Origin of the sequence: Paenilisteria riparia FSL S10-1204, from assembly GCF_000525995.1 — a bacterium.
GTDB classification, from domain to species: domain Bacteria; phylum Bacillota; class Bacilli; order Lactobacillales; family Listeriaceae; genus Listeria_A; species Listeria_A riparia.
In genome coordinates this window covers 14,072-39,243 of sequence record NZ_AODL01000029.1, presented here as the reverse complement: position 1 = coordinate 39,243, position 25,172 = coordinate 14,072, and the positions used below count along the sequence as shown (strand labels likewise).

Genomic DNA, 25,172 nt, shown 5'->3' with positions numbered 1-25,172 from the left:
AATTCGGCGAAGCGTAGTATTATCTCATCTCTTTTTGTGTTATAATTGCGAAGATACATAGTTCGAATTTAAAGGGGTTTCGTACACATGGAAATGATTATTTTACTTTGCGTTATAGCTTACATTCTCGGTTCCATTCCTTCAGGGTTATGGATTGGAAAGATTTTTTATAAGAAAGATATTCGTGATTTTGGCAGTGGAAACTTAGGCGCGACGAATTCATTCCGTGTTCTTGGTGTCAAGCCTGGTATTGTTGTCACTGTGATGGATATTTTGAAAGGAACAGTTGCAACGCTCTTGCCGTTTTTCTTCCAACTCGATATCAGCCATCATTTTTGGTTGCTAACTGGAGTCTTTGCGATTATTGGTCATAGTTTTCCGATATTTGCTCGTTTTAAAGGTGGAAAAGCCGTGGCCACTTCGGCTGGTGTGATTCTAGCATACGCTCCGTGGTTATTTGTAGCCGCGCTCCTGATTTTTGTCATTTCACTCAAGTTAAGCAAATTCGTGTCGCTAAGCTCGATGATAGCAGCTACCAGCGCATTGATTATTTCGATTTTCTCGTTTGATTGGATATTGGTCGGCATCATAGCAGCCATCGCAGCATTTATTATTTATCGCCATATCCCAAACATTAAACGCATCAAAAAAGGCGAAGAGCCTAAAATATCATGGATGTAAAAAGGCTTGGCGCCCATATGAGTGCCAAGTCTTTTCTTTCGTTTAGCCGATAGTAATTGTGTATTCGCTATTAAACGTAGCACCAATATCAAGCGTTTCAATCGCCTGTTTATCTTTTAGTTCAACAGACGAGCCTTGCGTATCAGCAATACCAAACCACGGTTCAATACATAGGAACGGCGTGCCAGGTTTTGGCGTCCATAAACCGACAAATTTGAAATCTGGAAACACTACTTTAACAAAATGACGATTTTTGCGAGAACGAATCGTCACTTCATTTTTTGTAAGTCCTTCAAAAATGAGCGCATCATTTCCGAATAGCTCGTAATTTAGTGGTAATTTCTTCGTTTTTCCGATTTCCTTCTTCTCGCCAGATAAATAAGCACCAGCAAGCGTTAACGAATCAAGTTGCTCCTCCGCGCCAAAATCAAGGTAATAGTCTTCAAACGTTTCACCAGCAACAAATGGCACATTAAACGCTGGATGCGCGCCGATAGAGAAGTACATCGTCTTGTCGTCTAAATTCTCGACATGATACCCTACATGAATCGTGCCACCATCTAATCTGTACGCAATTTCTAATGCAAAACGGAACGGGTAAATCGCTAAGGATTCTTCATCATATTCTAGTCGTAATGTAATCGCCTCACCACTTTGTTTCACCACTTGAAAAACACGATCTCGTGCAAATCCATGCTGTCCTAAATGAAAAGCCGCGCCATCTACGAAATACGTATCCTCCACTAATCGGCCAACCGTTGGAAATAAGACCGGTGCACGTCTTGCCCAATATTCACCATCGCCATGCCATAAAAACTCTTTTTGCGAGTTCTTATCGAAAATACGCGTTAACTCCGCGCCATCTTCTTTTAATTCTACTAATAATGCATCATTTTCTAATTTTAACATCGTCTCGTCACCATCCAAATGAAATCGCTCTATTTGATCCCATATGCCTTCTTGTTTTAATACGGTTCGTTGTATTTCTCCAAACAAATCATAGTGAGGATAACCCGTGTGACGGCTATCAATCCACTCTGGCTTAAAACCGTACGACGCGCCCCATGCCTTTAACTTCTCGATATCCGCGCTAGCCGCCTTTGTCACCGTTTTTGAATCTGGAAAGCGTTCATCTAACCAGTAATGCGTCAAAAAAGCGATTTCGCCACTGTCCGCTCGTTTTTTCCACGCTTCTAATTCTGCTCGTTTGACACCAAAAGCCATTCTCTCACCTACTTCATTGCTTCTAAATACGCTTCATGCCATTCTGGAAATGTTCGGCGCATACTTACCGGTTTGAAATCGTCTTTACGAACCGCTATATGCTCTGTTTCACCAGCTATATGTAATTGCTCGCCGTCCTGCTGCCGAATTTCATACCCATAAACAACTCGAAAACCATCATAAGACTTAATCCACGTTTTCACGACCGCTGTTTGCCCATATTTCATCGCCTGCTTATACGAAATATGCACATCCAATACTGGCGAAATATAGCCCTCTTGCTCCATATCAAAATACCGCAATCCTATACTCTCTAAAAACTCGGTACGACCAATCTCCATCCAAACCAGATAATTTGCATGATATACAATCCCCATCTGATCCGTCTCTGCATAACGCACGACAATCGTCGACTCCTGATACTTCACAAGCATCCCTCCCTATACTAATTCTACCATGAAAAAAACGAGTCTGGGACATCACCCAGATAAATCGGCTACAAGCGCTCGATTTATGTAAAGCAAAATTTTTCGTCTTACCCAAAGAATGGCTCGGCGGTTTTGCTTTATTTTGAGTTTTGTCCCAACCTCGTTTTTATTCTTTAATTAATGATTTTTTAGTTTTTCTAATTCTACTAGGAATTTATCATTCAAAACACGAATAAATGTCCCTTTCATACCTAGCGAACGAGAATCGATAACGCCAGCACTTTCTAGTTTACGCAATGCATTAACGATTACAGAGCGTGTAATACCAACACGGTCAGCAATTTTTGATGCTACAAGCAAACCTTCTTTGCCGTTCAACTCATCAAAAATGTGTTCAATTGCTTCTAACTCACTGTAAGATAACGAGCTGATTGCCATTTGAACAACCGCACGACTACGAGCTTCTTCTTCGATTTCTTCCGCTTTTTCATGTAAAATTTCCATGCCGACAACTGTTCCACCATATTCTGCAAGCAGCAAATCTTCATCTGTAAAATCATTTTCTAAACGAGAAAGAATCAATGTACCAAGACGCTCACCACCACCTACGATAGGAACTATTGTCGTTAAGCCCTTAACGAATAAGTCGCTATTTTCGATTGGGAAGGCTGTGTATTGACTAGACACCTCTAAGTTTGAAGATGTTTCATTCACATTAAATAGGCTGTTTGTGTACTCCTCAGGAAATTGTCGCTCTACTAACATTTGTTTCATACGTGCATTTTCGATGGGCAATACTTCAGAATAACCTAAAAGTTTTCCTTTACGGCTTACTACATAGGTATTTGCTTCGATAACATCAGCTAATGTATCTGCCATTTCTTTGAAGTTAACCGTTTTACCTGCTGCATTTTGCAACATAGCGTTAATTTTTCTTGTTTTTGCTAATAAATTCATTATTAGTCCTCCTAAAATTTTTATAATATGAATTGCGTTAAATCTTTATCCTTCATAATCGTAGCTAATTTGTCATTTACATAACTTTCTGTTACAGTGACTGATTCAAGTGTAATCTCAGGCGCTTCAAAAAGCAAATCTTCTAGTAGCTTCTCCAAGATAGTATGCAATCTTCTAGCACCGATATTGTCCGTCTCTTGGTTAACATGGAAAGCAATCTCAGCTAATCGTTCCACGGCTTCCTTCGTAAAAACAAGTTCAATATCTTCTGTCTTCATTAGTGCTTTATATTGTTTAATTAGCGCATTATCCGGCTCCGTCAATATCTTAACGAAATCTTCTTGGGATAACTTATCTAACTCAATCCGAATTGGAAAACGGCCTTGTAATTCAGGAATAAGATCTGATGGCTTAGACATATGAAAAGCTCCAGCCGCAATGAATAAAATATATTCCGTATTTACAGTTCCGTATTTTGTTGCAATTTGTGAGCCCTCAACAATAGGTAAAATATCTCTTTGAACGCCTTCACGCGAAACTTGAGCATTTCCCCCGCCTTGTCCGCCACTTGCAATTTTGTCTATTTCATCAATAAAGATAATTCCCATTTGTTCTGCTCGCAAAATAGCTTCTGACGACACTTCATCTTGATCGATTAATTTCGATGCTTCATCTTCGAACAATACTTTCCGTGCTTCTTTCACTGTCACTTTACGCTTCTTCGTTTTAGCCGGGAACAAACCTGAAAACGCGTCTTGCATCCCGCCCATCTGATCCATACCTGTACCTCGGAACATATCAGCCATTGGACTTTGCTGTTCTTTGACTTCAACGGTGACATAATCATTATCTAAATCCCCGTTTTTTAATTGCCATTCGATTTGGCTACGTTTCGAACGTACTGTATCATCTTCTGGCTCTGTCTCTTCTTCTTGCTGTTGATTTCCACCACCAAATAGCATTTCTAAAGGGTTTTGCGATGTTTTGTTTTTGCTTTTTCTTGTTTGGTGCAAGTAGCTTCACAAGACGCTTCTCTGCATTTTCTTCTGCTTTCACACGAACGAGTTGCATCTTTTCTTCTTTTACAAGCCGAACAGACACCTCCACTAAATCACGTACCATCGATTCTACATCACGTCCAACATAGCCGACTTCCGTAAATTTCGTTGCTTCTACTTTAGAAAATGGTGCGCGAACAATTTTGGCAATACGGCGAGCAATTTCAGTTTTTCCGACACCTGTTGGTCCAATCATCAAAATATTCTTAGGAATTACTTCATCGCGTATATCATCTGACATCAATGAACGACGATATCGATTTCTTAACGCAACGGCTACCGATTTCTTAGCACCAGTTTGCCCGATGATGTATTGATCTAGCTTTTCAACGATTTGGCGTGGTGTTAAATTCATATTTGACAAATCGATCCACTCCTTTACAATTGTTCTACGATAATATTGTCATTCGTAAATACGCAGATTTCTGATGCAATATCCAGCGCATTCTTAGCAATGTCCTTTGCCTCTAAATTATCATCGTTAAATCTTTTCATCGCCCGACCAGCCGCAAGCGCATAATTGCCACCGGAACCTATTGCCAAAATGCCATCATCCGGTTCAATAACCTCTCCAGTTCCTGATACTAACAACAACTTCTCATCGTTCATCACGATAAGCATTGCTTCTAGCTTACGCAACACACTGTCACTACGCCACTGTTTCGCGAGTTCAACTGCCGCACGCTCTAAATTTCCATTATACTCATTTAATTTGCCTTCAAATTTCTCAAATAGCGTAAAAGCATCTGCTACAGAACCAGCAAATCCCGCCACTACTTTATCATGAAAAAGGCGTCTTACTTTTTTTCGCAGTATGTTTCATCACGACAGAATTACCAAGTGTTACTTGACCATCGCCTGCCATTGCAGATTTCCCATTATGACGAATCGCAAATATCGTTGTCATTTACATATGCCTCCATTCTTAAAAAATTAAGCTCTCGGATGATGTTTCATATACATATCCTTTAAATGTTCTTTCGTTACATGTGTATAGATTTGTGTGGAAGAAAGGCTTGCGTGTCCCAATAATTCTTGAACAGTCCGCATATCAGCACCATTATTTAATAAATCCGTCGCAAATGTATGGCGCAACATATGTGGGTGAATTTTCCTTGTCAGCGCAGCTTTCTCGATGACCTTGCTTAAACAATAACGAATGCCCCTTGGGGTTAGTGGATCTCCATAGTGGTTTATCAATAAATAGTTATGCTCTTTTTGATGGTGTTCCATTAGCACATTACGGCTACCAATTGTATAATCATTCACAGCATCCAACGCAAAAGCACCAAAGGGAACGTATCTTTCCTTATTCCCTTTTCCCCTAATTAAAATAGCTTGGTAGGATTGATCAATATCAGGCAATAAAATACCAGCGCATTCGCTCACACGAATCCCAGTTGCATAAAGTATTTCTAGTAAGACTCTATCACGTAAAATTAACGGGTCATTACTAGCATATACAACATCAAACAAAGCTTCCATCTCTTGTGAATAAAAAAAATTTTGGCAAACGTAACTGCTTCTTCGTATGCGATACTGTTACAAAAGGGTTTTCTGCCATTACGTTTTCTCGCAATAAAAAGGCATAAAAACTGCGCAAACTTGAAATTTTCCTAGCTACGGTTGTGCGAGCAAATTCCCTTTTGCGTAAATATGTCAAATACAATCTCACATCAGCATATGTCACATCCATAAATGTTGCGATAGCTTCTTCTATCATAAATTGATGAAAGTCTTGAATGTCGTGAAGATAGTTAATATTAGTATGTTCTGAATAATTGCGTTCAGTGCATAAATAATTGCTAAACTCTTGCTCCCAATTCCGCCCTGTCATCACATCTACACACCTCTCAAACAAGTCAATCGTAACACACATGGTGTGATGTTGCAATAATTTTATACATTTTTCGCAACCTTTCGAATTGAACCTAGAAAGTGCAAATTAAACGGACAAACGTCAAGGAGAAGCGGTTTCCACAAATAGTTAATTTTTCAGTTTCTTCAGATTCTATCGCTACTACTTCACTTTATAGTACAAAACACGTAACAATACGACTCCATGTCACACATAAAGCCGTATTGTCAATTTCTATAAGGTAGGAATTACTTGTTTTACCGCTTCAATGGCGCGATTAGCATGTTGTTCATTTCTTTCTTGTTTGCCGCGAATACGTTGCGGTAAGTCTGGGAACAAACCAAAGTTCACGTTCATAGGCTGAAATGTCTTCATATTCGTATTGGTAATATAGTATGCCATACTACCGATTGCTGTTTCTGGCGGGAAGACGAGTAGCGACTCACCTAATACAAGACGAGCAGCATTAATTCCTGCTACTAATCCACTTGCAGCTGATTCTACATAGCCTTCAACCCCCGTCATTTGTCCAGCAAAGAATAAGTCTTGACGCTCTTTTAATTGATATGTTGGCAATAAGACTTTTGGTGAATTAATAAAAGTATTCCGATGCATCACACCATAACGGACAATCTCTGCATTCTCTAATCCAGGAATCATTTGGAATACTCGTTTTTGATCACCCCATTTTAAATGCGTTTGAAAGCCGACCATATTATACAATGTTCCTGCAGCATCATCCTGACGCAATTGCAAAACAGCGTACGGACGTTTACCAGTTTTGGGATCTTCTAAGCCAACAGGTTTCATAGGTCCAAACAGCATCGTCTTAATCCCGCGTTTGGCCATAACTTCAATGGGCATACAACCTTCAAAAAAGATTTCTTTTTCAAATTCTTTTAACTCTGCTGTTTCAGCTGTTACTAGCGCTTCATGAAATGCATTAAACTCTTCTTCTGTCATTGGGCAGTTAAGGTAAGCCGCTTCTCCTTTATCATATCTCGATTTCAAATACACTTTCTCCATATCAATACTGTCTTGCTCGATAATTGGTGCAGCAGCATCATAGAAATAAAGATATTCTTCACCAGTTAGCTCTTTAATTTTCCCAGCTAAAGCTTCGCTTGTTAGTGGCCCTGTAGCAATAATTGTTGGCCCTTCAGGTATCTCTGTAATTTCCTCATGATGAACCGTTACATTCGGATGTTCTTTGACTTTCTCTGTAACATATCCAGAAAATTCATGACGATCAACCGCTAAAGCACCACCTGCAGGAACAGAGGCCTTGTCTGCCGCTTCAATAATAATCGAGTCTAACAAACGCATTTCTTCTTTAATAACACCTACAGCGTTCGTCATGCCATTAGCACGCAACGAGTTACTACAAACTAATTCTGCAAATTTGTCAGTATGATGGGCAGGTGTTTGCTTTACCGGCCTCATTTCATATAAGTCTACTTTAATCCCGCGTTTGGCCAGTTGCCATGCTGCCTCACTTCCAGCAAGACCAGCCCCAATTACATTAACTTTCTTTTCCATTATATCCTCCTGTTCAGTACACTAGCAACGCACAATAAGTTCCACTATTCCAAAGGTTCTTATTGTTGTGGCTCCTCTTTATAATCACAATGCGTACATTGAACCTGCACGCCTTTTTTCAGTTTCTTCTCAACTAACGCTTTTTTGCTGCACTTCGGACATGGTCGCGAAATAGGTTTGTCCCACGAAACATAATCACACGCTGGATAACGATCACAACCATAGAATATCCGTTTCTTCTTACTCTTACGTTCGATTACCTGTCCTTCGTTACATTTCGGACATGTTACACCAATTTCTTTCACAATTGGCTTTGTATTACGACAATCCGGGAACCTACTACAAGCTAAAAACTTACCGTATTTCCCCATTTTGAATACCATTGGCGCACCACAAAGATCACAATCAATTCCTGCCGGCTCATCTTTAATCTCGATTTTTTCCATCTCTTTATCTGCACGCTCTACATTCTTTTCAAAGCCTTGATAAAATTGATCGATGACTTTGACCCATTGCATATCGCCATGTTCTACTTCATCAAGTTCTGCTTCCATGTTTGCTGTAAATTGCACATCTAAAATTTCAGGGAAATAATCGCGAATAAGTTCATGAACAATTTCGCCTAACTCAGTTGGCACAAAACGCTTATTGTCTAGTGACACATAGTTCCTTCTTTGAATCGTATCTAAGGTTGGTGAATACGTAGAGGGCCTTCCAATACCAATTTCTTCAAGTGTCTTTACTAACCGTGCCTCTGTAAAACGTGGTGGTGGCTGCGTGAAATGTTGGCGCTGTTCTAAGGATTGCGACTCTACTTTATCACCTTTTTTAAGGTCGGGCAAAATATTTTCTTTTTCCTCTTTGTTGTCATCGTTACTTTCAACATAGACTTTCATAAATCCAGCGAATTTGATTTTCGAACCATTCGCACGAAACATGACGCCATTGTTGTCTAGGTCCACCCGCATAGTATCCAAAACAGCTGGAGCCATTTGACTTGCGATAAATCGTTCCCAAATAAGGCGATACAATCGTAATTGATCACGACCAAGATATTCTTTCACTTCTTGTGGCGAACGCATTGCACTTGTTGGACGAATAGCTTCATGGGCATCTTGCGCACCTTTGGCCTTCTTGTCATTACGCTTATTAGCGCGCGCAAACTCTTTTCCATAATTCTCATTAATAAAAGTTGCTGCTTCTTGTGTCGCTGTATCTGAAATACGCGTAGAATCGGTACGCATATAAGTGATTAAACCTACCGTTCCTTGCCGACCTAGCGCAATCCCTTCATACAGTTGTTGGGCTAACATCATTGTCTTACGCGTACGGAAATTCAACTTACGTGCCGCTTCCTGTTGTAGTGATGATGTCGTAAATGGTGCCGCTGGATTACGCAGGCGTTCTTTTTTTACAACATCTATGACTTCAAACTGCTTGCCTTTAATTGTTGACATTACTTCCTTCACATCATCTACATTGGAAAGCTTTTTCTTTTTACCATTCATACCATAAAAATTCGCTTGGAATTCTTTCTTACCTTTTTTGAAGTTTCCATCAATAGTCCAATACTCTTCTGGAATGAAGGCCTTAATCTCATTTTCACGATCTATAACTAATTTCAAAGCCACTGATTGCACGCGTCCCGCACTCAGTCCTTTTTTTACTTTCTTCCATAGAATAGGACTAATATTGTAGCCAACAAGACGGTCTAATATACGGCGTGCTTGTTGTGCATCCACTAAATCCATATCGATTTTACGCGGATGCTTAAATGATTCTTTTACAGCATCTTTTGTGATTTCATTGAAAACAACGCGAAGATCGTCTGTTTGGTCTAAGCCTAAGCTATTCGCAAGGTGCCAAGCAATTGCTTCACCCTCGCGATCTGGATCGGCTGCAAGGTAGACTTTCTTCACTTTCTTAGCTGCTTGTTTCAATTCTTTTAAAATAGGACCTTTTCCGCGAATTGTAATATAGCGCGGTTCAAAATTATTTTCTGTATCGACCCCCATCTGGCTTTTTGGTAAATCACGAATATGCCCCATGGACGCTTTTACTTTATATTTCTTTCCAAGATATTTCTCAATTGTCTTTGCTTTTGCAGGTGATTCTACTATTACTAAATAATCAGCCATTGTTCATTCCTCCCTAATTTGGGATACGCATTTAAGACAGCGGAGCGCGCCGTATTTACTTATATTGGCATTCAGCTTCCGTTTTCTAAATAGTCTCCAACTCTGAATTACAAAATTAAACTTGTAATCAGTAGTAAATGTTATCCTTAGTTGTGCTATTTGTCAAACCATTTTTACTTCTGCCACTACATCTATGTGTCAGATAATGATGATTCTTTAGCCAACTTATATCAAATAGGTGAGAAATGCAAGCTTAATCACTTAAAAAGTAGAAATTTATACTGTTCAACCTATTTCTTCTATTATATCCGTTGCATCCATAACTAATTTTGCTCCTTCTTGGATTAGCTTATTCGTTCCTTCTGAGCAAGCATGCAGAATATCTCCAGGAACTGCAAAGACTTCCCGATTCTGGTTTAAAGATGCATCTGCTGTAATTAGCGAACCGCTTCTTTTCTCCGCCTGCACAATAACGGTTCCCAGAGATAAACCACTTATTAATCTATTCCGTTCTGGAAAATGCCACTTTCTTGCAGTCACATTTGGCGCATATTCGCTAATAACTAAGCCATTAGACACGATCTGCTCAAACAATTGTTTATTATCAATAGGATAAAATTGTAAAAAACCACTCCCGATTACTGCAATCGTGTTTCCACCGACATTTAGCGCCTCTCGATGGGCCTCCGCATCTACACCTAAGGCTAAACCACTAACAATCGTATAAGAGGCTTTACAAAGGGGTGGAATTAATCGCCTCAGCACTTGTTTGCCGTAATTCGTCATCTTACGCGTCCCAACAATAGCCAACTTCTCTTCCGAAAGCAAGCTTCTTCTTCCTTTTAAAAATAGCAATAATGGCGGATCATACAACTGAAATAATAGCTTTGGATAATCCTCATCTTTATACGTAATAAAATCGATATTGCATTGCGTTAACTCATCCAAAACTGTTTCAAGTTCAAAAGTATAAAATTCTCGCTTGAAACGTTCATGTTGGCTATCTTTCATTCCTAAATAAATCGCTATTTCATCCGCTGACCACTCCTTCACTTCCGATTCAACTTCCCTAAACAACTGACCTAACTGCTTGATTGATAGCGATGGGCAATATTTCATATGCAATAGCCAATACCTCATATACTGTCAACTCCTCTAAGTTTTCCCCATTTTAACTGCTATTTCTTCTTTTGTAAATTGTCTCAAAACAAATAAAAAAGCAATATCGAAAGTATAAAATGTATCTTTTTTAAACAAAAGATTATTTTATATCACGATATTACTTTTTGATTATGATTCATCGGCTAAAAAAATATTTTTAACTGGTGCAAAAGTCAGCCGATGAATCGGACAAACGCCTTTACTTTCCAATCCTTTTAAATGCTTTTTCGTTCCATATCCCATATTTTGCGAAAAGCCATAACCAGGAAAAGATTTATCATAAGCCAACATCATTCTGTCACGCGTCACTTTCGCAACAATAGAAGCTGCTGCAATTGAAATACTCTTGCTATCCCCTTTAATCAGAGATAACTCATTTTTGCAGTACTTTAACGGCATCGCATCTATCAAACAAAAATCTGGTGGCACATCAAGGTTATCGATAGCTTCGCGCATCGCTAATTTTGTCGCCTCATAAATATTTACCTTATCTATAACTTCATGCGACTGCACTCCGATTCCTACAGCGACAGCGGTGTCCATAATCGTAGCGAATAACTCATCACGTTTTGCCCCACTTAACTGTTTCGAATCATTAACACCTACAACGCTAAAATTTTCTGGTAAAATTACAGCTGCTGCAACAACTGGACCTGCAAGAGGACCACGCCCAACTTCATCAATCCCTGCAATCATCTGAAATCCTTGTAATCGCGCCTCTTTTTCATACTTTTTCATTAGCTCAAGTTGCTCTAGTAAAGCTCGTTGTCTTAGCTGTTCCCGCTGAAATGATGCTATCAAACGTTGGACGCCTTTTCTTTCATCCAATAAACAGGCTTGAAAAAACGGATCCTCCTCTGTATAAACGGTCTGCAATTTTTCCTTAATTTTTGCTATTGTTTCTGCCATCTAACTCGTCCTCCACTGCTAACAAATCATCAGGGAAATCAAAAGACACACGCCCCATTTTCTCTTGTCGCATCTCTCGTACTAGCAATTCTGCAGCACGAGAATAATCTGGATCACGATATCTATCAAAAATCCCACGCCTTTCTGCTACTAACGCCAAAATTTCAGTCATATCTTCTGGCAGATTGTCAATTTGTAACCAATTCTGCAGTTTCTCTGGATAATGCTCTTCCAAAAAGCGTAATCCAAAACCAGCGATTTCTTCCATATGCAGTAAATCATCTTTAATCGCACCAGTTAATGCTAGTTTATAGCCAACTCGTTGATCTTCAAACTTAGGCCACAAAATCCCTGGAGTATCTAGCAACTCCAAAGTTTTACCAACTTTAATCCATTGCTGCGCCTTCGTTACACCAGGCTTATTTCCTGTTTTTGCAATATTCTTCTTGACTAAGCGATTAATTAGCGTAGATTTCCCGACGTTTGGGATACCTAAAATCATTGCTCGAATCGCTCTCGGTTTCATACCACGACTACGTTGACGCTCGAATTTCTCTGCCATCAAAGCTTCTGCAGCACGTTCGATTTTGTGCATGCCTTTACCTTCTTGAGAGTTAACAGCCACTGCAAGCAAGCCTCGATCAGCAAAGTGTTCAATCCACTCTTGCGTCATCTTTTCATCTGCTGTATCCGCTTTATTCAATATAATAACACGCTTCTTTTGATGAATAATTTCTTCTAACATCGGATTCGACGAAGAATACGGAATTCTTGCATCAACCAACTCAAATATTACATCTACCAACTTCAATTTTTCTGTTACTTCACGACGGGCCTTTGCCATGTGACCCGGAAACCATTGTATTGTCATAATAAACTCCTTCTAATTAATAAACTTTGCATGCTCTAATGGCCAATAGCAGAGCGGGGTTGTTCCAATAATTTTTGATTCTGGAATAGGCCCCATAATACGGCTATCCTTGCTTGCGCGCCGATTATCGCCTAATACAAACACTGTTCCTTTTGGCACAACGCCGCCTGGAATCATTTCGCCAGTACTAAAATCATCAGTCAACAAGCCATCTTGTAACTGTGCTTTGTAGCTATCTAAGTACGGCTCATCCTGTTTTTTCCCATTTATGAATAACTCATCGTTCTTGTATGTAATTGTATCCCCAGGAAGCCCAACCACACGTTTCACATATTCCCTATCCTCATCTTTAAAAATAACGACATCAAACCGATTCACATTGCCAAAACGGTTAATAATCACACGATCTCCATCGTGCAACGTCGGCATCATTGACGAACCATCTATCATTATCGGAACAAACAAATAAAAACGAATAATTAAGGTCAAAAAAAGGCCTAGTACAATCGCCCATGTCCAACTCCATAATCGTTTTAAACTCTTTTCTTTCAACTGGCATCTCCCCTACATCTCTAGCTATTCTCAAGGTACATATCGTTAAGTATACACTAATTCCATACATAAAAAAAGCTTGTACACTATTGTACAAACCGACTTTTTAAGAAAGTGGTAAACAAAACAGTTGTCTTGCCTACCACACCTTTTTTATTTTTGCAATGATTTTCCAAACGAGATGACTTTACCCAGTACTTTATCCTCGTCTATAAAGCCAATATAGCGGCTATCCTTACTAATTGGACGATTATCCCCTAGAACAAATAATTTGCCTTTAGGAACCTTTGTTGCACCGCCACACGCTGGAATTGTCGCAAGTGAAAAGTTCGGATTCCCTTGTGCACCATCGTTTAGTGTTGTTAAATAACCATTTGTTAAATCTTTTTTCTCTGAATCTAAGTATGGCTCATCATATTTCTTGCCGTTAATATACAATTGGTCTTGTTTATACTCTACTGTATCACCTGGTAATCCAATAACACGCTTAATATATTCCGTATCTTTCTCATCTGGTGCCGGGAATACAATAATATCAAATCGATCTGGCCCTGTTACTTTATTAATAAATAAGTGCTCACCATCGTGCAACGTCGGGTACATCGAATCTCCAAAAACTGTAACAGGTGAAATTACAAAATAGCGGAGTGCCATGGAGAGAATAACCGCAATCAGGATTACTTGAACCCATCCCCATATCGCTTTTCCTTTGCCACGACCATTTTTTTTAGTCTCATTAGTCTCACTATCCATATCCTCTAGTTCCTCTCTACAATTACTACTAAACACAGCTTTAAGTATAGCATGAAATCCTTCTAAAAAAACAGTATAAAATGCTGAGCAGTAGTAATTCTAATCCATTTCTAATAAAAAATATCTATCCTAACCACTGTTTACCCCATTATACAAAAGAAAAACGCCAACATCCAATAAATGGACACAGCGCTTTCTAATTTATTATGCAGAAGTTTTAATTGGGATTACGGAGCCATCTTCTAATTGAAGTTGAGGTTCTGCATCCCCTGTAACAGCTTCTTTTGTAATAATACATTTCTTAATATCATCACGTGATGGAATTTCAAACATGACTTCTAGCATGATATGCTCAATAATCGAACGCAAACCACGTGCTCCTGTTTTACGGGCAATCGCTTCTTTAGCGATTTCTGACAATGCTTCTGGCTGGAATTCTAATTCTACATCATCCAACGCTAACATTTTTGTGTATTGCTTCACTAGTGCATTCTTTGGTTCTGTTAAAATCGAAATCAAAGTTTCTTCATCCAGTTGCTCCAATGTCGCAATGACAGGCAGACGACCAATGAACTCGGGGATTAAACCGAATTTTAACAAGTCTTCTGGAACCACTTTAGAAAGATAGGTTTCATTTTCTCTTAGTTGTTCATTCTCTGTACCAAAACCGATAACTTTCTCGCCAAGGCGATTCTTAACAATTTGTTCGATACCATCAAATGCTCCACCAACGATAAACAAGATATTTCCTGTATCGATTTGAATGAATTCTTGATGTGGATGCTTACGCCCACCTTGTGGAGGAACGCTTGCTACAGTACCCTCTAAAATTTTCAGTAAGGCTTGTTGCACACCTTCACCAGAAACATCACGCGTAATAGATGGGTTTTCTGATTTGCGTGCTACTTTATCGATTTCATCAATGTAGATAATGCCTTTTTCGGCACGTTCGACGTCAAAATCAGCAGCTTGAATCAGTTTTAGCAAAATATTTTCCACGTCTTCCCCAACATAGCCAGCTTCTGTTAAACTAGTCGCATCTGCAATCGCAAATGGAACATTTAGCAAGCGAGCCAATGTTTGTGCTAGCAGAGTTTTACCACTACCAGTTGGTCCGATAAGACAAATGTTACTTTTTGAAAGTTCTACTGCTTCTTCTGATTTCTCGTTTTTTTCATTGGAATTGATACGCTTATAGTGATTATAAACCGCTACTGCTAAGGCTTTCTTTGCACGATCTTGGCCAATAACGTAGTCGCTTAAAATGCGGCGAATCTCTTGAGGCTTAGGCACATCGCCAAAGTCTACAAATTCCGACACATTCAATTCTTCTTCGATAATTTCGTTACATAGTTCGATACACTCGTCACAAATATACACGCCAGGTCCTGCAACTAATTTGCGCACTTGGTCTTGTGTTTTGCCACAAAAAGAACATTTCAATTGTCCTTTTTCGTCATTAAATTTGAACAAGGTTTTCACCCCTTCTATTTAAGTGTTTCATAAGCATCCTGCCTTCGTAAAACAAGCTTATGTCTTTTCATCATATCATTAGTCTGTGAGAAATGCTATTAAGAGCTATTGATGGATTACGTGATTGTATGGTTCACTTCTATTTGGAGCTCTAATTTCAGCTAAAGGCTCCTTATTATGACATCAAAAATAAAAGACGGAAAGCACAAGTCGAACTCATGCCTCCCGCCTCATACATTTCAATGAATTATTACGCTTTCTTTATTCCGCATCTTCTTCTTTTACTTCTTTAGGGGCAACTTCTTTTGCACTTTCAACTAAAAGATCAATTGCTTTGCGGATTTTAAGGTCTGATTTCAATTCGTTCATATCACCTAGTGCAGCGCGTACTGCATCTACTTCCATGCTGTATTTATCAGCTAATGTTTTCACTTCTTCTTCAATATCTGCCTCTGTTGGCACAATGCCTTCAGCTTCAGCAATTGCTTCCAAAACTAGGTTTGTTTTTACGCGTGTTTCAGCGTCTTTTTCCATTTGTGCGTGCATTGCTTCTTCTGTTTGACCTGTGAACTGGTAGTAAAGTTCTGGAGTTAATCCTTGTGCTTGCAAGTCTTGCGCAAAGTGATTCATCATATGATCTGCTTCATGGTGTACCATTGCGTGTGGAATATCCACTTCGGCATTTTCTACCGCTTTAGCAATAGCGTCGTTTTGTTTCGCTTGTGACACGCTGTCCTCTTTTGCTTCTTGTAAGCGTTTTTGTTACTTTTTCTTTCAGTTCAGCAAGAGTTTCCACTTCTTCATCGATGTCTTTTGCAAGTTCATCATCTAGTTCTGGAACTTCTTTTGTCTTCACTTCGTGCACTTTAATCTTGAACACTACGTCTTGACCTGCAAGCTCTTCTGCGTGATATTCTTCTGGGAATGTTAATTCGATATCTTTTTCTTCACCAGCTTTTAGACCAACAACTTGTTCTTCGAAGCCAGGGATGAATGAACCTGAACCAAGTTCTAATGAATGATTGACCGCTTGTCCACCTTCAAATGCAACGCCATCTTTGAAGCCCTCAAAGTCAAGAATCACTGTGTCTCCATCTTCTGCTGGAGCATCTTCACGTACAACAAGTTCCGCTTGACGTTCTTGCATGTTTTTAAGCTCTGTTTCGACTTCCTCATCTGTTAACTTAGCATCACGAGCCTCTACTTCTAAACCTTTGTAGTCGCCAAGTTTCACTTCTGGTCTAACAGTTACTTGCGCTGTTAATACCCAAGTTTCGCCTTTTTCCATTGATTCTACATTGATTTGTGGGTTATCCACTGGATCAATACCTGACTCTTCAATTGCTGCAGCGTACACTTCTGGTAGCAAGATATCTAATGCATCTTGATATAAAGCCTCTTCGCCAAAACGTTGGTTGAAAATTTGACGCGGCACTTTTCCTTTACGGAAACCTGGTACGTTTAGATTTTTACGAACTTTTTGGAATGCTTTATCCAATCCTGTTTTTACTTGTTCTTGACTCATTTCGAAAGTTAATGTTCCTACATTACCTTCTGCTTTTTCCCATTTCACTGACATGGTATTCCCTCCATACATCTATTTACTGGTTATTAGTCTTGATTCCTCAATACTTATTTCAGTCACACTCATACATAATAACATAAAACTTAGCGACTTGAAAACTACAATCCTTCACTTAAAGCAGATAATTTTGCTGTACCCGCTCCATTCTTTCAATAAACGCCAAAGCTTCTATTAGTTGTTCAGGGTTAACATCGATATTATCTTGCCATTCGTTCCCGTATAATTGCGATAACCACTTGCTATATGCCTCACTCCAAAGCGTAATATCTTCAGACGGAAAAGCAAATGGATACATAATGAACAGATGTTGCTGCACAATAACAAGTAACTGCTCCAGAAAGCTCGGGTTAGAATGCTCAAAACGCCGTGTCAAAGCATCGCTTAATTGTGCAGTAAAGTCATCTTGACTTAGCATCGGAACCTTGCTCGGATTGAACACGTCATCCATGCCAGCTTTACGAACAACAAACATCGCGTCCACTCTTTTTTCTTGTAACAGTTCAAATATCATCGATTTTACAAAAGGTGATGTCGTAGCATCGGCCAAAAAAGTTTTGAACGGTAAAATATACGACTCTACATCATGGAATCGCGCCTGTTGCAAAAATTCCAGTTGTTCCGGCGTACTCCACTTTGAAAATTGTTCAATCTTTCGTCTAGGCAACACTTTTTTAGGAAATTGAACGACATTATTTGGCGTAGCAACTACCTGTTCTGTTTCCTCTAATAACGATTCCTTTTCCAACTGTTGTTTCACTAAACTAAAATAGGTCTCCATATCATCCAACTGCAAAAAGGTAGCGGATAATTCGCCTAATACTTTCTTGTTATGCCCATCCATCATCAAAAAGGACTGTCCTATTTCTTTCGCGCTCGCAAAATCGGCTACTGCGTTATAAAACTTCACTAAAGCATACACCACTTGCTCATTACAAGGTCGCTCTATGTATGACCGTTCCAAAAAGCGCTGTACCTCTTCGACTTCCGATTCACGAACTGCTGCAATACCCTCTTTCAAAAATGTTTCCACAAGTGTTGGAAAAATAAACTCTGAATCTTTCATCACATAAACTCCTCACAATAAAACTATCAGTTGCATTCCTTAAAAAGCTATATATTATATCTATAATACACGATTCTTATGTAGTTAACATCCCTTTTTTATTTCATTTTTATTACTTTCTTTCAGCAATCTGTGTTACCATAAGAAAAAGCGTAGCACATCGCCACGCTTTGAGGGCATTGGAATCAAAAAAAATCTTCCTGCTTACAGTGTAAAATTTCTGCTAAAATTGCCGCCTTTTCTGCAGATAAGCGTACCATCCCTTTTTCCAAGTTAGAATAGCCGGAACTGTACTTATAACCCATACGTCTTGAAATAAAAGCTTGCGAGATGCCTAAAGATTCCCTCATGCTCCTTACTTTCTCCCAATCAATCTTTTTCTCTGCCGTTGACACCATACCTATCGCTCCATTCTACTCAATTTGTGTTTATAGATACTATAATATCAACTCTTTGCGATAGTGTCAACCGCTATAAAACTCAATTCGTGTAATATATTAGCTGTTTCGTGTACATTATGATATAATATTTTCTAAAAGGAGTGATAATATGTCAAGTTTGAGCAGTAGACTTACAATTTTACGAAATAAAAAAAGGGTGGTCCAAAGTTGAAACCGCTAAAAGATTAGGATTAAACGCTACATCTACGTATGGCAACTGGGAATATGGTATTCGTGAACCAGACATTACCATGTTACGCCATATCGCGACTACTTTTGATGTATCTGTTGATTACTTAATTGGGTATGCCGAAGAATCTTCTTACAAACCTAGTACAATTGTGAAGAAAAACGATGTGCATGAAAGACTAGAAAAAGTGCAGGAGAAGTTGCGCTACGATGATGATTTACTTTTAAGTGGCGCACCTCTAAATCCAGAAGTTGGTACTTTTATTGATGACTCACTGAAGTTCGTACTAGAGCAGGCACACAAGTTGAATGAACAAGCAGGTAAATAATACTTATACGCCTCCCTTTTAAATAACATAATCTAAATTTCCTAATATTTTTAGTTTAATTATGTTTTAAATGGTGCATTTAGTGGAAAGGGGTATAAGACTATAAATATAAATAAGGGAGGCGATCCTATTGTCTCATTGGTATTTCCAAAAAAATAATAAGACAATTGGTCCACTGACAGATTACGAACTAAAAACGCTCTACAAGAGAAAGGAACTGACGCCAGACACGAAAGTAAAACAATCAGAAGACAGCGAATGGCAATTATTGAAAGATACGCCACTGATTCATGATCACACAGAATCTACTCATGAAAAAGATTTACATACCAAGCCAACCAACCATCGCCCCCATGAGAAAAATGGCATGCAACATTTAGGCATAGGTGATATATTTGCGGATGTCTTCAAAAAACATCCTAAAGCAGATAGCGAAAAAGTCTTTATTGCAGGTACCATTTACACAACACCCGAGGAAAAAGATATTGCAGGTTCTTGGACGCGGCCATTCTTATTCTCACGTGTATTCCTTGCTTTAGCAATTACTTATTTATTACTTTATGCTTGTACTTATTTCTTCGCGAATTCAAATACCATCCCAGGTTTGATGGTTATTGGTTCTTTTACAGTGCCATTCTCTGTACTCGTACTATTTTTTGAAGTAAATGCACCGCGAAATATTAGTTTTTTTGATGTTTTGAAAATGTTCTTTATCGGTGGTGTAGCAGCGCTTGTTGCAACATTAATCCTATACGATGTGATTCCTGTTGGGAAATTGAACTACTTTAATGCATTCCTTGTTGGTATCATTGAAGAAACTGGGAAAATGGTAATCGTTGCGCTCTTTATTGTAGCTCTTCGTCCAAAATATATTTTGAATGGTTTACTTATTGGTGCGGCAGTTGGTGCTGGTTTCGCGGCATTCGAATCACTTGGTTACGCGTTTAACTATAGTATCGAAGCTGCTGCTGTATTCAAAAACCTACACTTTGCTGGAAACACGATGTTAAATATTATTTTCTCTCGTGGCTGGCAATCCGTTGGTGGACATGTTGTGTGGGCTGCTATTTCCGGTGCGGCGCTTATGATTGCGAAAGATTCTGATGCGAAACTTGGAATGCGCCATATCTTTACTGGCAAATTCTTTGGACTTTTCATTATTCCCATTGTCCTCCACTTCCTTTGGGATTGCCCTTGGAACCCACTTCCGCAAATCGCATTTAAACAAATCTTGTTAATCATTGTTGCTTGGATTGTTATCTTCTCTCTTATCAACAAAGGTTTACGCCAAATTTCTGGTAAGAAAGCTACGAACTAAACAAGATACAACCCATTTTATCTTTTTTGGATAGAATGGGTTTTTTTGCGCTTCAAAATAGTGTACAATGAATGAATATCATCTGACTTGAAAAGGAGAATCGTTCTATGCGCGCATCTTTAAGGAATTGCAAACGGATTGTTATCAAAGTTGGTACAAGCACTTTAATGTATCCGAACGGCAATGTAAATTTACGAACTATTGAGAAATTAGCGATGGTTCTCAGCGATCTTTGTAATGAAGGTAAGGAAGTCGTGCTTGTTTCTTCTGGAGCCATTGGTGTCGGTTGTCATAAATTGCAACTCCCAACGCGCCCCACAGAAATGCCCGATCTTCAGGCGATTGCTGCAGTCGGTCAAAGCGAACTAATGAATATTTATAATAAATTGTTTGGCGAATATGGTTATACCGTCGGACAGGTGCTACTAACGCGCGATGTCATTGACTACCCTACTAGCCGAAAGAACGTAATTAATACTTTTAATAAATTGTTAGAAAATCGCATTATTCCCATTGTGAATGAAAATGATACAGTTGCAATTGAAGAAATCGAGCATTTGACTAAGTTTGGAGATAACGATCGTCTGTCTGCTATTGTTTTGGAAGTTATTCAAGCTGATTTATTGATTATGCTTTCGGATATTGATGGTTTTTATGATAGTAACCCAACTGAAAATCCAAATTCGAAAATGTTTACAGAAATTCACCAAATCACCCCTGAACTGCAAAAGCTTGCGGGCGGTAAAGGCTCTGCTTTTGGTACTGGGGGCATGTTTACAAAACTCGCCGCGGCAGACAAAGTTTTGAAAAACGATAGTAAAATGGTGCTGGCGAATGGAAATAAGCCCGCGATTATTTTTGATATTATGAATGGCGAGAATATTGGAACATTGTTTGCAAAGGAAGCACTAGTAAAGGGGGAAACACGACAATGAGTGGACTTGTAGAGATGGGAAAAAGGGCGCAAGTGGCTGGTTTGACTTTAGCCCAAGCGAAAACACAAAAGAAAAATGAGGCGCTACTTGCACTTGCCGAGCGTCTAGTTGCTAATACAGCTATTATTTTAGCAGCAAATGAAAAAGATTTAGCATCAGCTGCTGACAACGGTGTAAGAGATGCTATGTTGGACCGATTACGCTTAACGGCTGAACGAGTGGTTGATATGGCGGAAGGCGTCAAACAAGTTGCCACACTTGCTGATCCAATTGGCGAAGTAACGCACATGTGGAAAAACCAAGCCGATTTAACGATTGGTAAACAACGCGTTCCACTTGGTGTCATTGGTATTATTTATGAATCCCGTCCAAATGTGACCGTTGATGCCGCAGTTCTTTGTTTTAAAACTGGCAATGCGACGATTTTGCGCGGTGGTAGCGAGGCTTTTCATTCTAACATTGCCTTGGTAAAAATTATTCGCGAATCGCTTGCCGCATCTGATTTCCCAGCAGATGCTGTGCAGATTTTAGAAGATACGTCACGAGAAACGGCGCAAGGTTTGATGAAATTAAATGCATATCTGGATGTTTTGATTCCACGTGGCAGTGCGCGACTCATTCAGGCTGTGCTTGAAAATGCAACTGTTCCTGTCATCGAAACTGGGACAGGTAATTGTCATGTTTACATCGATAAAGAAGCGCAACAAGACATGGCAACCAAAATTATCGTGAACGCAAAAGCAAGCCGGCCTTCCGTTTGTAACGCTGCAGAAACCCTTTTAATTCATGAAGATGTCGCACGCGCTTTCTTACCTTCCATCGTCGCAAAATTACGAGAAGAAAACGTCGAAATCCGTGGCGATGAGCAAGTAGCCGCCATTATTCCAGATATTATTGCTGCGACTGAATCTGATTGGGAGACCGAATTCGCCGACTATATTTTAGCAATCAAAATTGTTCCAAACGACGATGCTGCTATTGCACACATTAACAAATATGGCACCAAACATTCAGAAGCTATCGTCACAGACAATTATTTCACTAGCCAGAAGTTCCTCCAACAAGTTGATGCTGCAGCGGTTTACATTAACGCCTCTACCCGTTTCACAGACGGTTTTGAGTTCGGTTTCGGAGCCGAAATTGGCATTAGCACACAAAAACTACATGCCCGAGGTCCGATGGGATTGAATGAACTGACGTCTACGAAATACATTATTTATGGTGAAGGACAAATTCGAGAGTAGCTTAAAACAGGATTGGCAATTTACGCCAACCCTGTTTTTTTATACCAAGCTACAACATCTTCAAATACCGTATATTTATTAATTTCATTGGTTAGTTCATGTCGTGCCCCTTCATAAATTTTTAGCGTCACATCTTCTATACCCGCCTGCTCGTATTTAACGGCTAGTTTTGGGACATCCTTACCTAAATGTCCCACTGGATCTTTACTTCCGGAAATTAGTAGCAACGGCAGATTTTTTGGTGTATTGGTAATAGTTTCTGCGTTTTGCGATTGCTCTATACCACGAAGTAAGCTGTGATAGAATCCTAATGAACCAACTACTTGTCCACCCAACGGATCTTCCATGTAAGCTTGATGCACCGCTGCGTCCCTAGAAAGCCAGCTAAATGGGTGTTTTTCCTTCGCAAATTCACGATTAAATCCATAAAACGATAATTTATGCAAAACTTTGCTGCGTTTGTTAGCATTGCTTTTCGCCCTCAAGTTTGCATAAAACAGACCTGTTCGCAGCAACGAATCTGGTTGCAAACCACTTCCTGCCAAAACTGCCGCGTCGACATGGTATTTTGTTAAGAAAACACGTGTCACAAAGCTTCCCATGCTGTGGCCAAAAATAACATGCGGTATCTCTGGGTAACGCATTTTTATAAAATTAGCCACGATTTCTTCATCCGCTACCATTGCATCAAAACCGTCTGGATACGGTAAGTGTCCTAAATTTTCCGTATCTGCAGCGCTCTTCCCAAAACCACGATGGTCATCCGCAATGACAATAAAACCTTCCTTGTTCAAATACGATGCAAATTCAGCATACCTCGCTCCATGTTCTGCCATTCCGTGAACAATTTGCACAATACCAACAGGCTTTTTAACGTCCTCCCAGATATGTACATGTAGTGGTAATTCATCATACGACATTATTTTTAATTCGGTGTGCATAAGACCCCTCCTCTTTCTTACAAATATACGCTAATTCCTACTCTTTACCCAATCATTCTACCCTACTATGGCACTTTTTACACTTGTTCATATTATCACAAGTGTGTTAAAATGAAATTATGAATCAAAGGAGATGTTGACATGACAAAAGATATCGCGCACTTACAGATGTTTGACTACGTATTAAAAAAATATGGTAACAAGGAACTTTTTGCAAACACACGTATGGTTGTAGAGATTGATGGCAAGCTTTGGACAGGCGATTTTCTAATTTTAGATGACTGTCATATCATTGAGGTAGATTGGGCGGATAATGATTATACGCAGGTCAAATTAACTCGTGAAGCTATTAACGCAACTTTTGATGAAGCTATTCAAGTGTCTAACGTGAACGTAAGTCAGAACCGTATTGATGCTAAGATTGCTTCGTTAAAACATCCAGAAATGCTGTATCAAGAAATAAGTCGTTTCATCGACGCCGTAGATAGCCAAGAAACTGGCTTGAAACCATTGTTATACAACGCGTATTGCTTGGATACACGTGTGAAATTACCATTCTTAGATATTTCCAATAAGGAAATACGCTTAGTATCTTTAACTGTATAAGTTAAGACGGTAGCCTTTCACTAGGTTGCCGTTTTTTTATATGTTACAATATGTTCTTAAATCAATACTTTCTTATTTCAACAACTCGATAAGAATGTGCTACACGAAAGGAGTTGATTGTTTATGATGAAATGGTCCCGCTTATTTATCGTCCTTTATTTCATCTACATCTTTTTCATTTTCCAAAGCTATAAATTCCTTATTTTGAATGTATCGTTAGCCTATATTCCACTCGAATTAGCTAACTTGGCTTGCAAAAAGAAATGGCACCCGATGATTTTTTGGCCACTGACGGCTTTATGGCTATTATTCTTTCCAAACTCGCCGTATTTATTGACCGATTTCTTCCATTTGGAGAACTTACGTGTCAATGCAATGCAAATTGGTGTTTTTTCGAATGATCCGTTTATTTGGAAGCATTTCACTGTGATGACTGTGGGTATTCTATTTGGTCTCTACACTGGTTTTGTCTCATTGAAATGGATGTTAGACGCTTTGATGGCTCGTTTTCGAACTACTACCAATGCGGTTGTCTACTGGGGAACATTTGGCGTTATTATCGTGCTTTCTGGCTATGCGATTTATCTAGGACGATTCGCGCGTTTACATACGGTGTACTTGTTTACAGACCCTATGTATGTGATTCACCAAATGCTTGATGCGTTTTCGTATGAAATGTTTTATTTTATAGCTTGTTTCGTCGTTATCCAGATAGTTATTTATTTCATATTCATAAAATTTCCCAATAAAAAAGGCTAGCGCTTTAAGAAACGCTAGCCTTTTTTTAATCATCGGGTGTGGATTTGCACCACACAAACTCATATTTAAATCTTAACTTGTTTAAATGTACTTTATACTGTTGCTTTGCTTCGAAGTTCTTTGCAACTAAATGCGTCTACCTATTCCGCCACCGATAATGA

20 protein-coding genes and 6 pseudogenes are annotated in these 25,172 nt (G+C 39.2%); 7 read left to right on the top strand and 19 right to left on the bottom strand.

What is annotated here, in order from left to right; all coding sequences use genetic code 11:
• Positions 1-87: 87 nt before the first annotated feature.
• A complete protein-coding gene (gene plsY / locus PRIP_RS13565; RefSeq protein WP_036101703.1) occupies positions 88-681 on the top strand; it encodes a glycerol-3-phosphate 1-O-acyltransferase PlsY in 594 nt (197 codons plus the stop codon).
• Positions 682-723: 42 nt separating this feature from the next.
• Here plsY and PRIP_RS13560 read toward each other — a convergent pair whose 3' ends face one another.
• From PRIP_RS13560 to PRIP_RS13480, 18 genes and pseudogenes are all read right to left on the bottom strand, one after another.
• The gene (locus tag PRIP_RS13560) at positions 724-1,590 is read right to left on the bottom strand and encodes an aldose 1-epimerase family protein (RefSeq protein ID WP_036101745.1); all 867 of its coding nucleotides are present in this window, start codon (positions 1,588-1,590) and stop codon (positions 724-726) included.
• A 12-nt stretch (positions 1,591-1,602) separates the two neighbouring features.
• Positions 1,603-1,905 (bottom strand): annotated as a pseudogene (locus PRIP_RS17450) (hypothetical protein); the annotation flags it as partial.
• An 8-nt stretch (positions 1,906-1,913) separates the two neighbouring features.
• Positions 1,914-2,333, bottom strand: coding sequence for an acyl-CoA thioesterase (locus tag PRIP_RS13555; RefSeq protein WP_036101701.1), 420 nt, complete (start codon positions 2,331-2,333; stop codon positions 1,914-1,916).
• A 177-nt stretch (positions 2,334-2,510) separates the two neighbouring features.
• A complete protein-coding gene (gene codY / locus PRIP_RS13550) occupies positions 2,511-3,290 on the bottom strand; it encodes a GTP-sensing pleiotropic transcriptional regulator CodY (RefSeq protein WP_036101699.1) in 780 nt (259 codons plus the stop codon).
• A 20-nt stretch (positions 3,291-3,310) separates the two neighbouring features.
• A pseudogene (gene hslU, locus PRIP_RS13545) lies at positions 3,311-4,703 on the bottom strand (ATP-dependent protease ATPase subunit HslU).
• A 23-nt stretch (positions 4,704-4,726) separates the two neighbouring features.
• Positions 4,727-5,255: pseudogene (gene hslV, locus PRIP_RS13540) on the bottom strand (HslVU peptidase proteolytic subunit).
• A 26-nt stretch (positions 5,256-5,281) separates the two neighbouring features.
• Positions 5,282-6,185: pseudogene (gene xerC / locus PRIP_RS13535) on the bottom strand (tyrosine recombinase XerC).
• Between the two features lie 255 nt (positions 6,186-6,440).
• Positions 6,441-7,745 carry an FADH(2)-oxidizing methylenetetrahydrofolate--tRNA-(uracil(54)-C(5))-methyltransferase TrmFO gene (gene trmFO, locus PRIP_RS13530; protein WP_036101698.1) on the bottom strand — a complete coding sequence of 435 codons (1,305 nt, stop codon included), beginning with the start codon at positions 7,743-7,745 and terminating at the stop codon, positions 6,441-6,443.
• 59 nt (positions 7,746-7,804) lie between these two features.
• Positions 7,805-9,883 (bottom strand): type I DNA topoisomerase, encoded by a 2,079-nt coding sequence (gene topA / locus PRIP_RS13525; RefSeq protein WP_036101696.1) that lies wholly within the window; start codon positions 9,881-9,883, stop codon positions 7,805-7,807.
• Positions 9,884-10,168: 285 nt separating this feature from the next.
• The gene (gene dprA / locus PRIP_RS13520; RefSeq protein ID WP_036101695.1) at positions 10,169-11,023 is read right to left on the bottom strand and encodes a DNA-processing protein DprA; all 855 of its coding nucleotides are present in this window, start codon (positions 11,021-11,023) and stop codon (positions 10,169-10,171) included.
• Positions 11,024-11,173: 150 nt separating this feature from the next.
• Positions 11,174-11,953, bottom strand: coding sequence for a ribonuclease HII (locus PRIP_RS13515; RefSeq protein ID WP_036101694.1), 780 nt, complete (start codon positions 11,951-11,953; stop codon positions 11,174-11,176).
• Entirely contained in the window at positions 11,928-12,824 is an 897-nt protein-coding gene (gene ylqF / locus PRIP_RS13510) for a ribosome biogenesis GTPase YlqF (RefSeq protein WP_036101692.1), read from the bottom strand. Before ylqF ends, PRIP_RS13515 begins: the two co-directional genes overlap by 26 nt.
• Positions 12,825-12,836: 12 nt before the next feature.
• The gene (gene sipZ, locus PRIP_RS13505) at positions 12,837-13,376 is read right to left on the bottom strand and encodes a type I signal peptidase SipZ (protein WP_036101690.1); all 540 of its coding nucleotides are present in this window, start codon (positions 13,374-13,376) and stop codon (positions 12,837-12,839) included.
• A 153-nt stretch (positions 13,377-13,529) separates the two neighbouring features.
• The gene (gene lepB / locus PRIP_RS13500; RefSeq protein WP_052008937.1) at positions 13,530-14,129 is read right to left on the bottom strand and encodes a signal peptidase I; all 600 of its coding nucleotides are present in this window, start codon (positions 14,127-14,129) and stop codon (positions 13,530-13,532) included.
• A gap of 204 nt (positions 14,130-14,333) precedes the next feature.
• Entirely contained in the window at positions 14,334-15,602 is a 1,269-nt protein-coding gene (clpX, locus tag PRIP_RS13495) for an ATP-dependent protease ATP-binding subunit ClpX (RefSeq protein ID WP_036101688.1), read from the bottom strand.
• Between the two features lie 261 nt (positions 15,603-15,863).
• A pseudogene (gene tig, locus PRIP_RS13490) lies at positions 15,864-17,181 on the bottom strand (trigger factor).
• A gap of 118 nt (positions 17,182-17,299) precedes the next feature.
• A complete protein-coding gene (locus PRIP_RS13485) occupies positions 17,300-18,250 on the bottom strand; it encodes a hypothetical protein (protein ID WP_036101686.1) in 951 nt (316 codons plus the stop codon).
• 185 nt (positions 18,251-18,435) lie between these two features.
• Positions 18,436-18,648, bottom strand: coding sequence for a helix-turn-helix domain-containing protein (locus PRIP_RS13480; RefSeq protein ID WP_036101684.1), 213 nt, complete (start codon positions 18,646-18,648; stop codon positions 18,436-18,438).
• Between the two features lie 151 nt (positions 18,649-18,799).
• On the opposite strand from PRIP_RS13480, the pseudogene PRIP_RS13475 reads away from it, so the two are divergent.
• The 4 genes and pseudogenes from PRIP_RS13475 to PRIP_RS13460 all read left to right on the top strand — a co-directional run bounded on the left by PRIP_RS13475 (position 18,800) and on the right by PRIP_RS13460 (position 22,705).
• Positions 18,800-19,208 (top strand): annotated as a pseudogene (locus PRIP_RS13475) (helix-turn-helix domain-containing protein).
• Between the two features lie 130 nt (positions 19,209-19,338).
• Entirely contained in the window at positions 19,339-20,526 is a 1,188-nt protein-coding gene (locus PRIP_RS13470) for a PrsW family glutamic-type intramembrane protease (RefSeq protein ID WP_036101682.1), read from the top strand.
• Positions 20,527-20,633: 107 nt separating this feature from the next.
• On the top strand, positions 20,634-21,461 hold the full coding sequence (proB, locus tag PRIP_RS13465) for a glutamate 5-kinase (protein WP_036101680.1): 828 nt from the start codon (positions 20,634-20,636) through the stop codon (positions 21,459-21,461).
• Positions 21,458-22,705 carry a glutamate-5-semialdehyde dehydrogenase gene (locus tag PRIP_RS13460; RefSeq protein ID WP_036101679.1) on the top strand — a complete coding sequence of 416 codons (1,248 nt, stop codon included), beginning with the start codon at positions 21,458-21,460 and terminating at the stop codon, positions 22,703-22,705. The genes proB and PRIP_RS13460 overlap by 4 nt, the downstream gene beginning before the upstream one ends.
• Positions 22,706-22,725: 20 nt before the next feature.
• Here PRIP_RS13460 and PRIP_RS13455 read toward each other — a convergent pair whose 3' ends face one another.
• Positions 22,726-23,646, bottom strand: coding sequence for an alpha/beta fold hydrolase (locus PRIP_RS13455; protein WP_036101678.1), 921 nt, complete (start codon positions 23,644-23,646; stop codon positions 22,726-22,728).
• A gap of 141 nt (positions 23,647-23,787) precedes the next feature.
• Between PRIP_RS13455 and PRIP_RS13450 the strand changes: the two genes are divergently transcribed.
• Together PRIP_RS13450 and PRIP_RS13445 are read left to right on the top strand one after the other, a co-directional pair.
• Entirely contained in the window at positions 23,788-24,252 is a 465-nt protein-coding gene (locus PRIP_RS13450; protein ID WP_036101677.1) for a hypothetical protein, read from the top strand.
• 123 nt (positions 24,253-24,375) lie between these two features.
• On the top strand, positions 24,376-25,011 hold the full coding sequence (locus tag PRIP_RS13445; protein WP_036101676.1) for a DUF1361 domain-containing protein: 636 nt from the start codon (positions 24,376-24,378) through the stop codon (positions 25,009-25,011).
• The last annotated feature ends 161 nt before the right edge of the window (positions 25,012-25,172 follow it).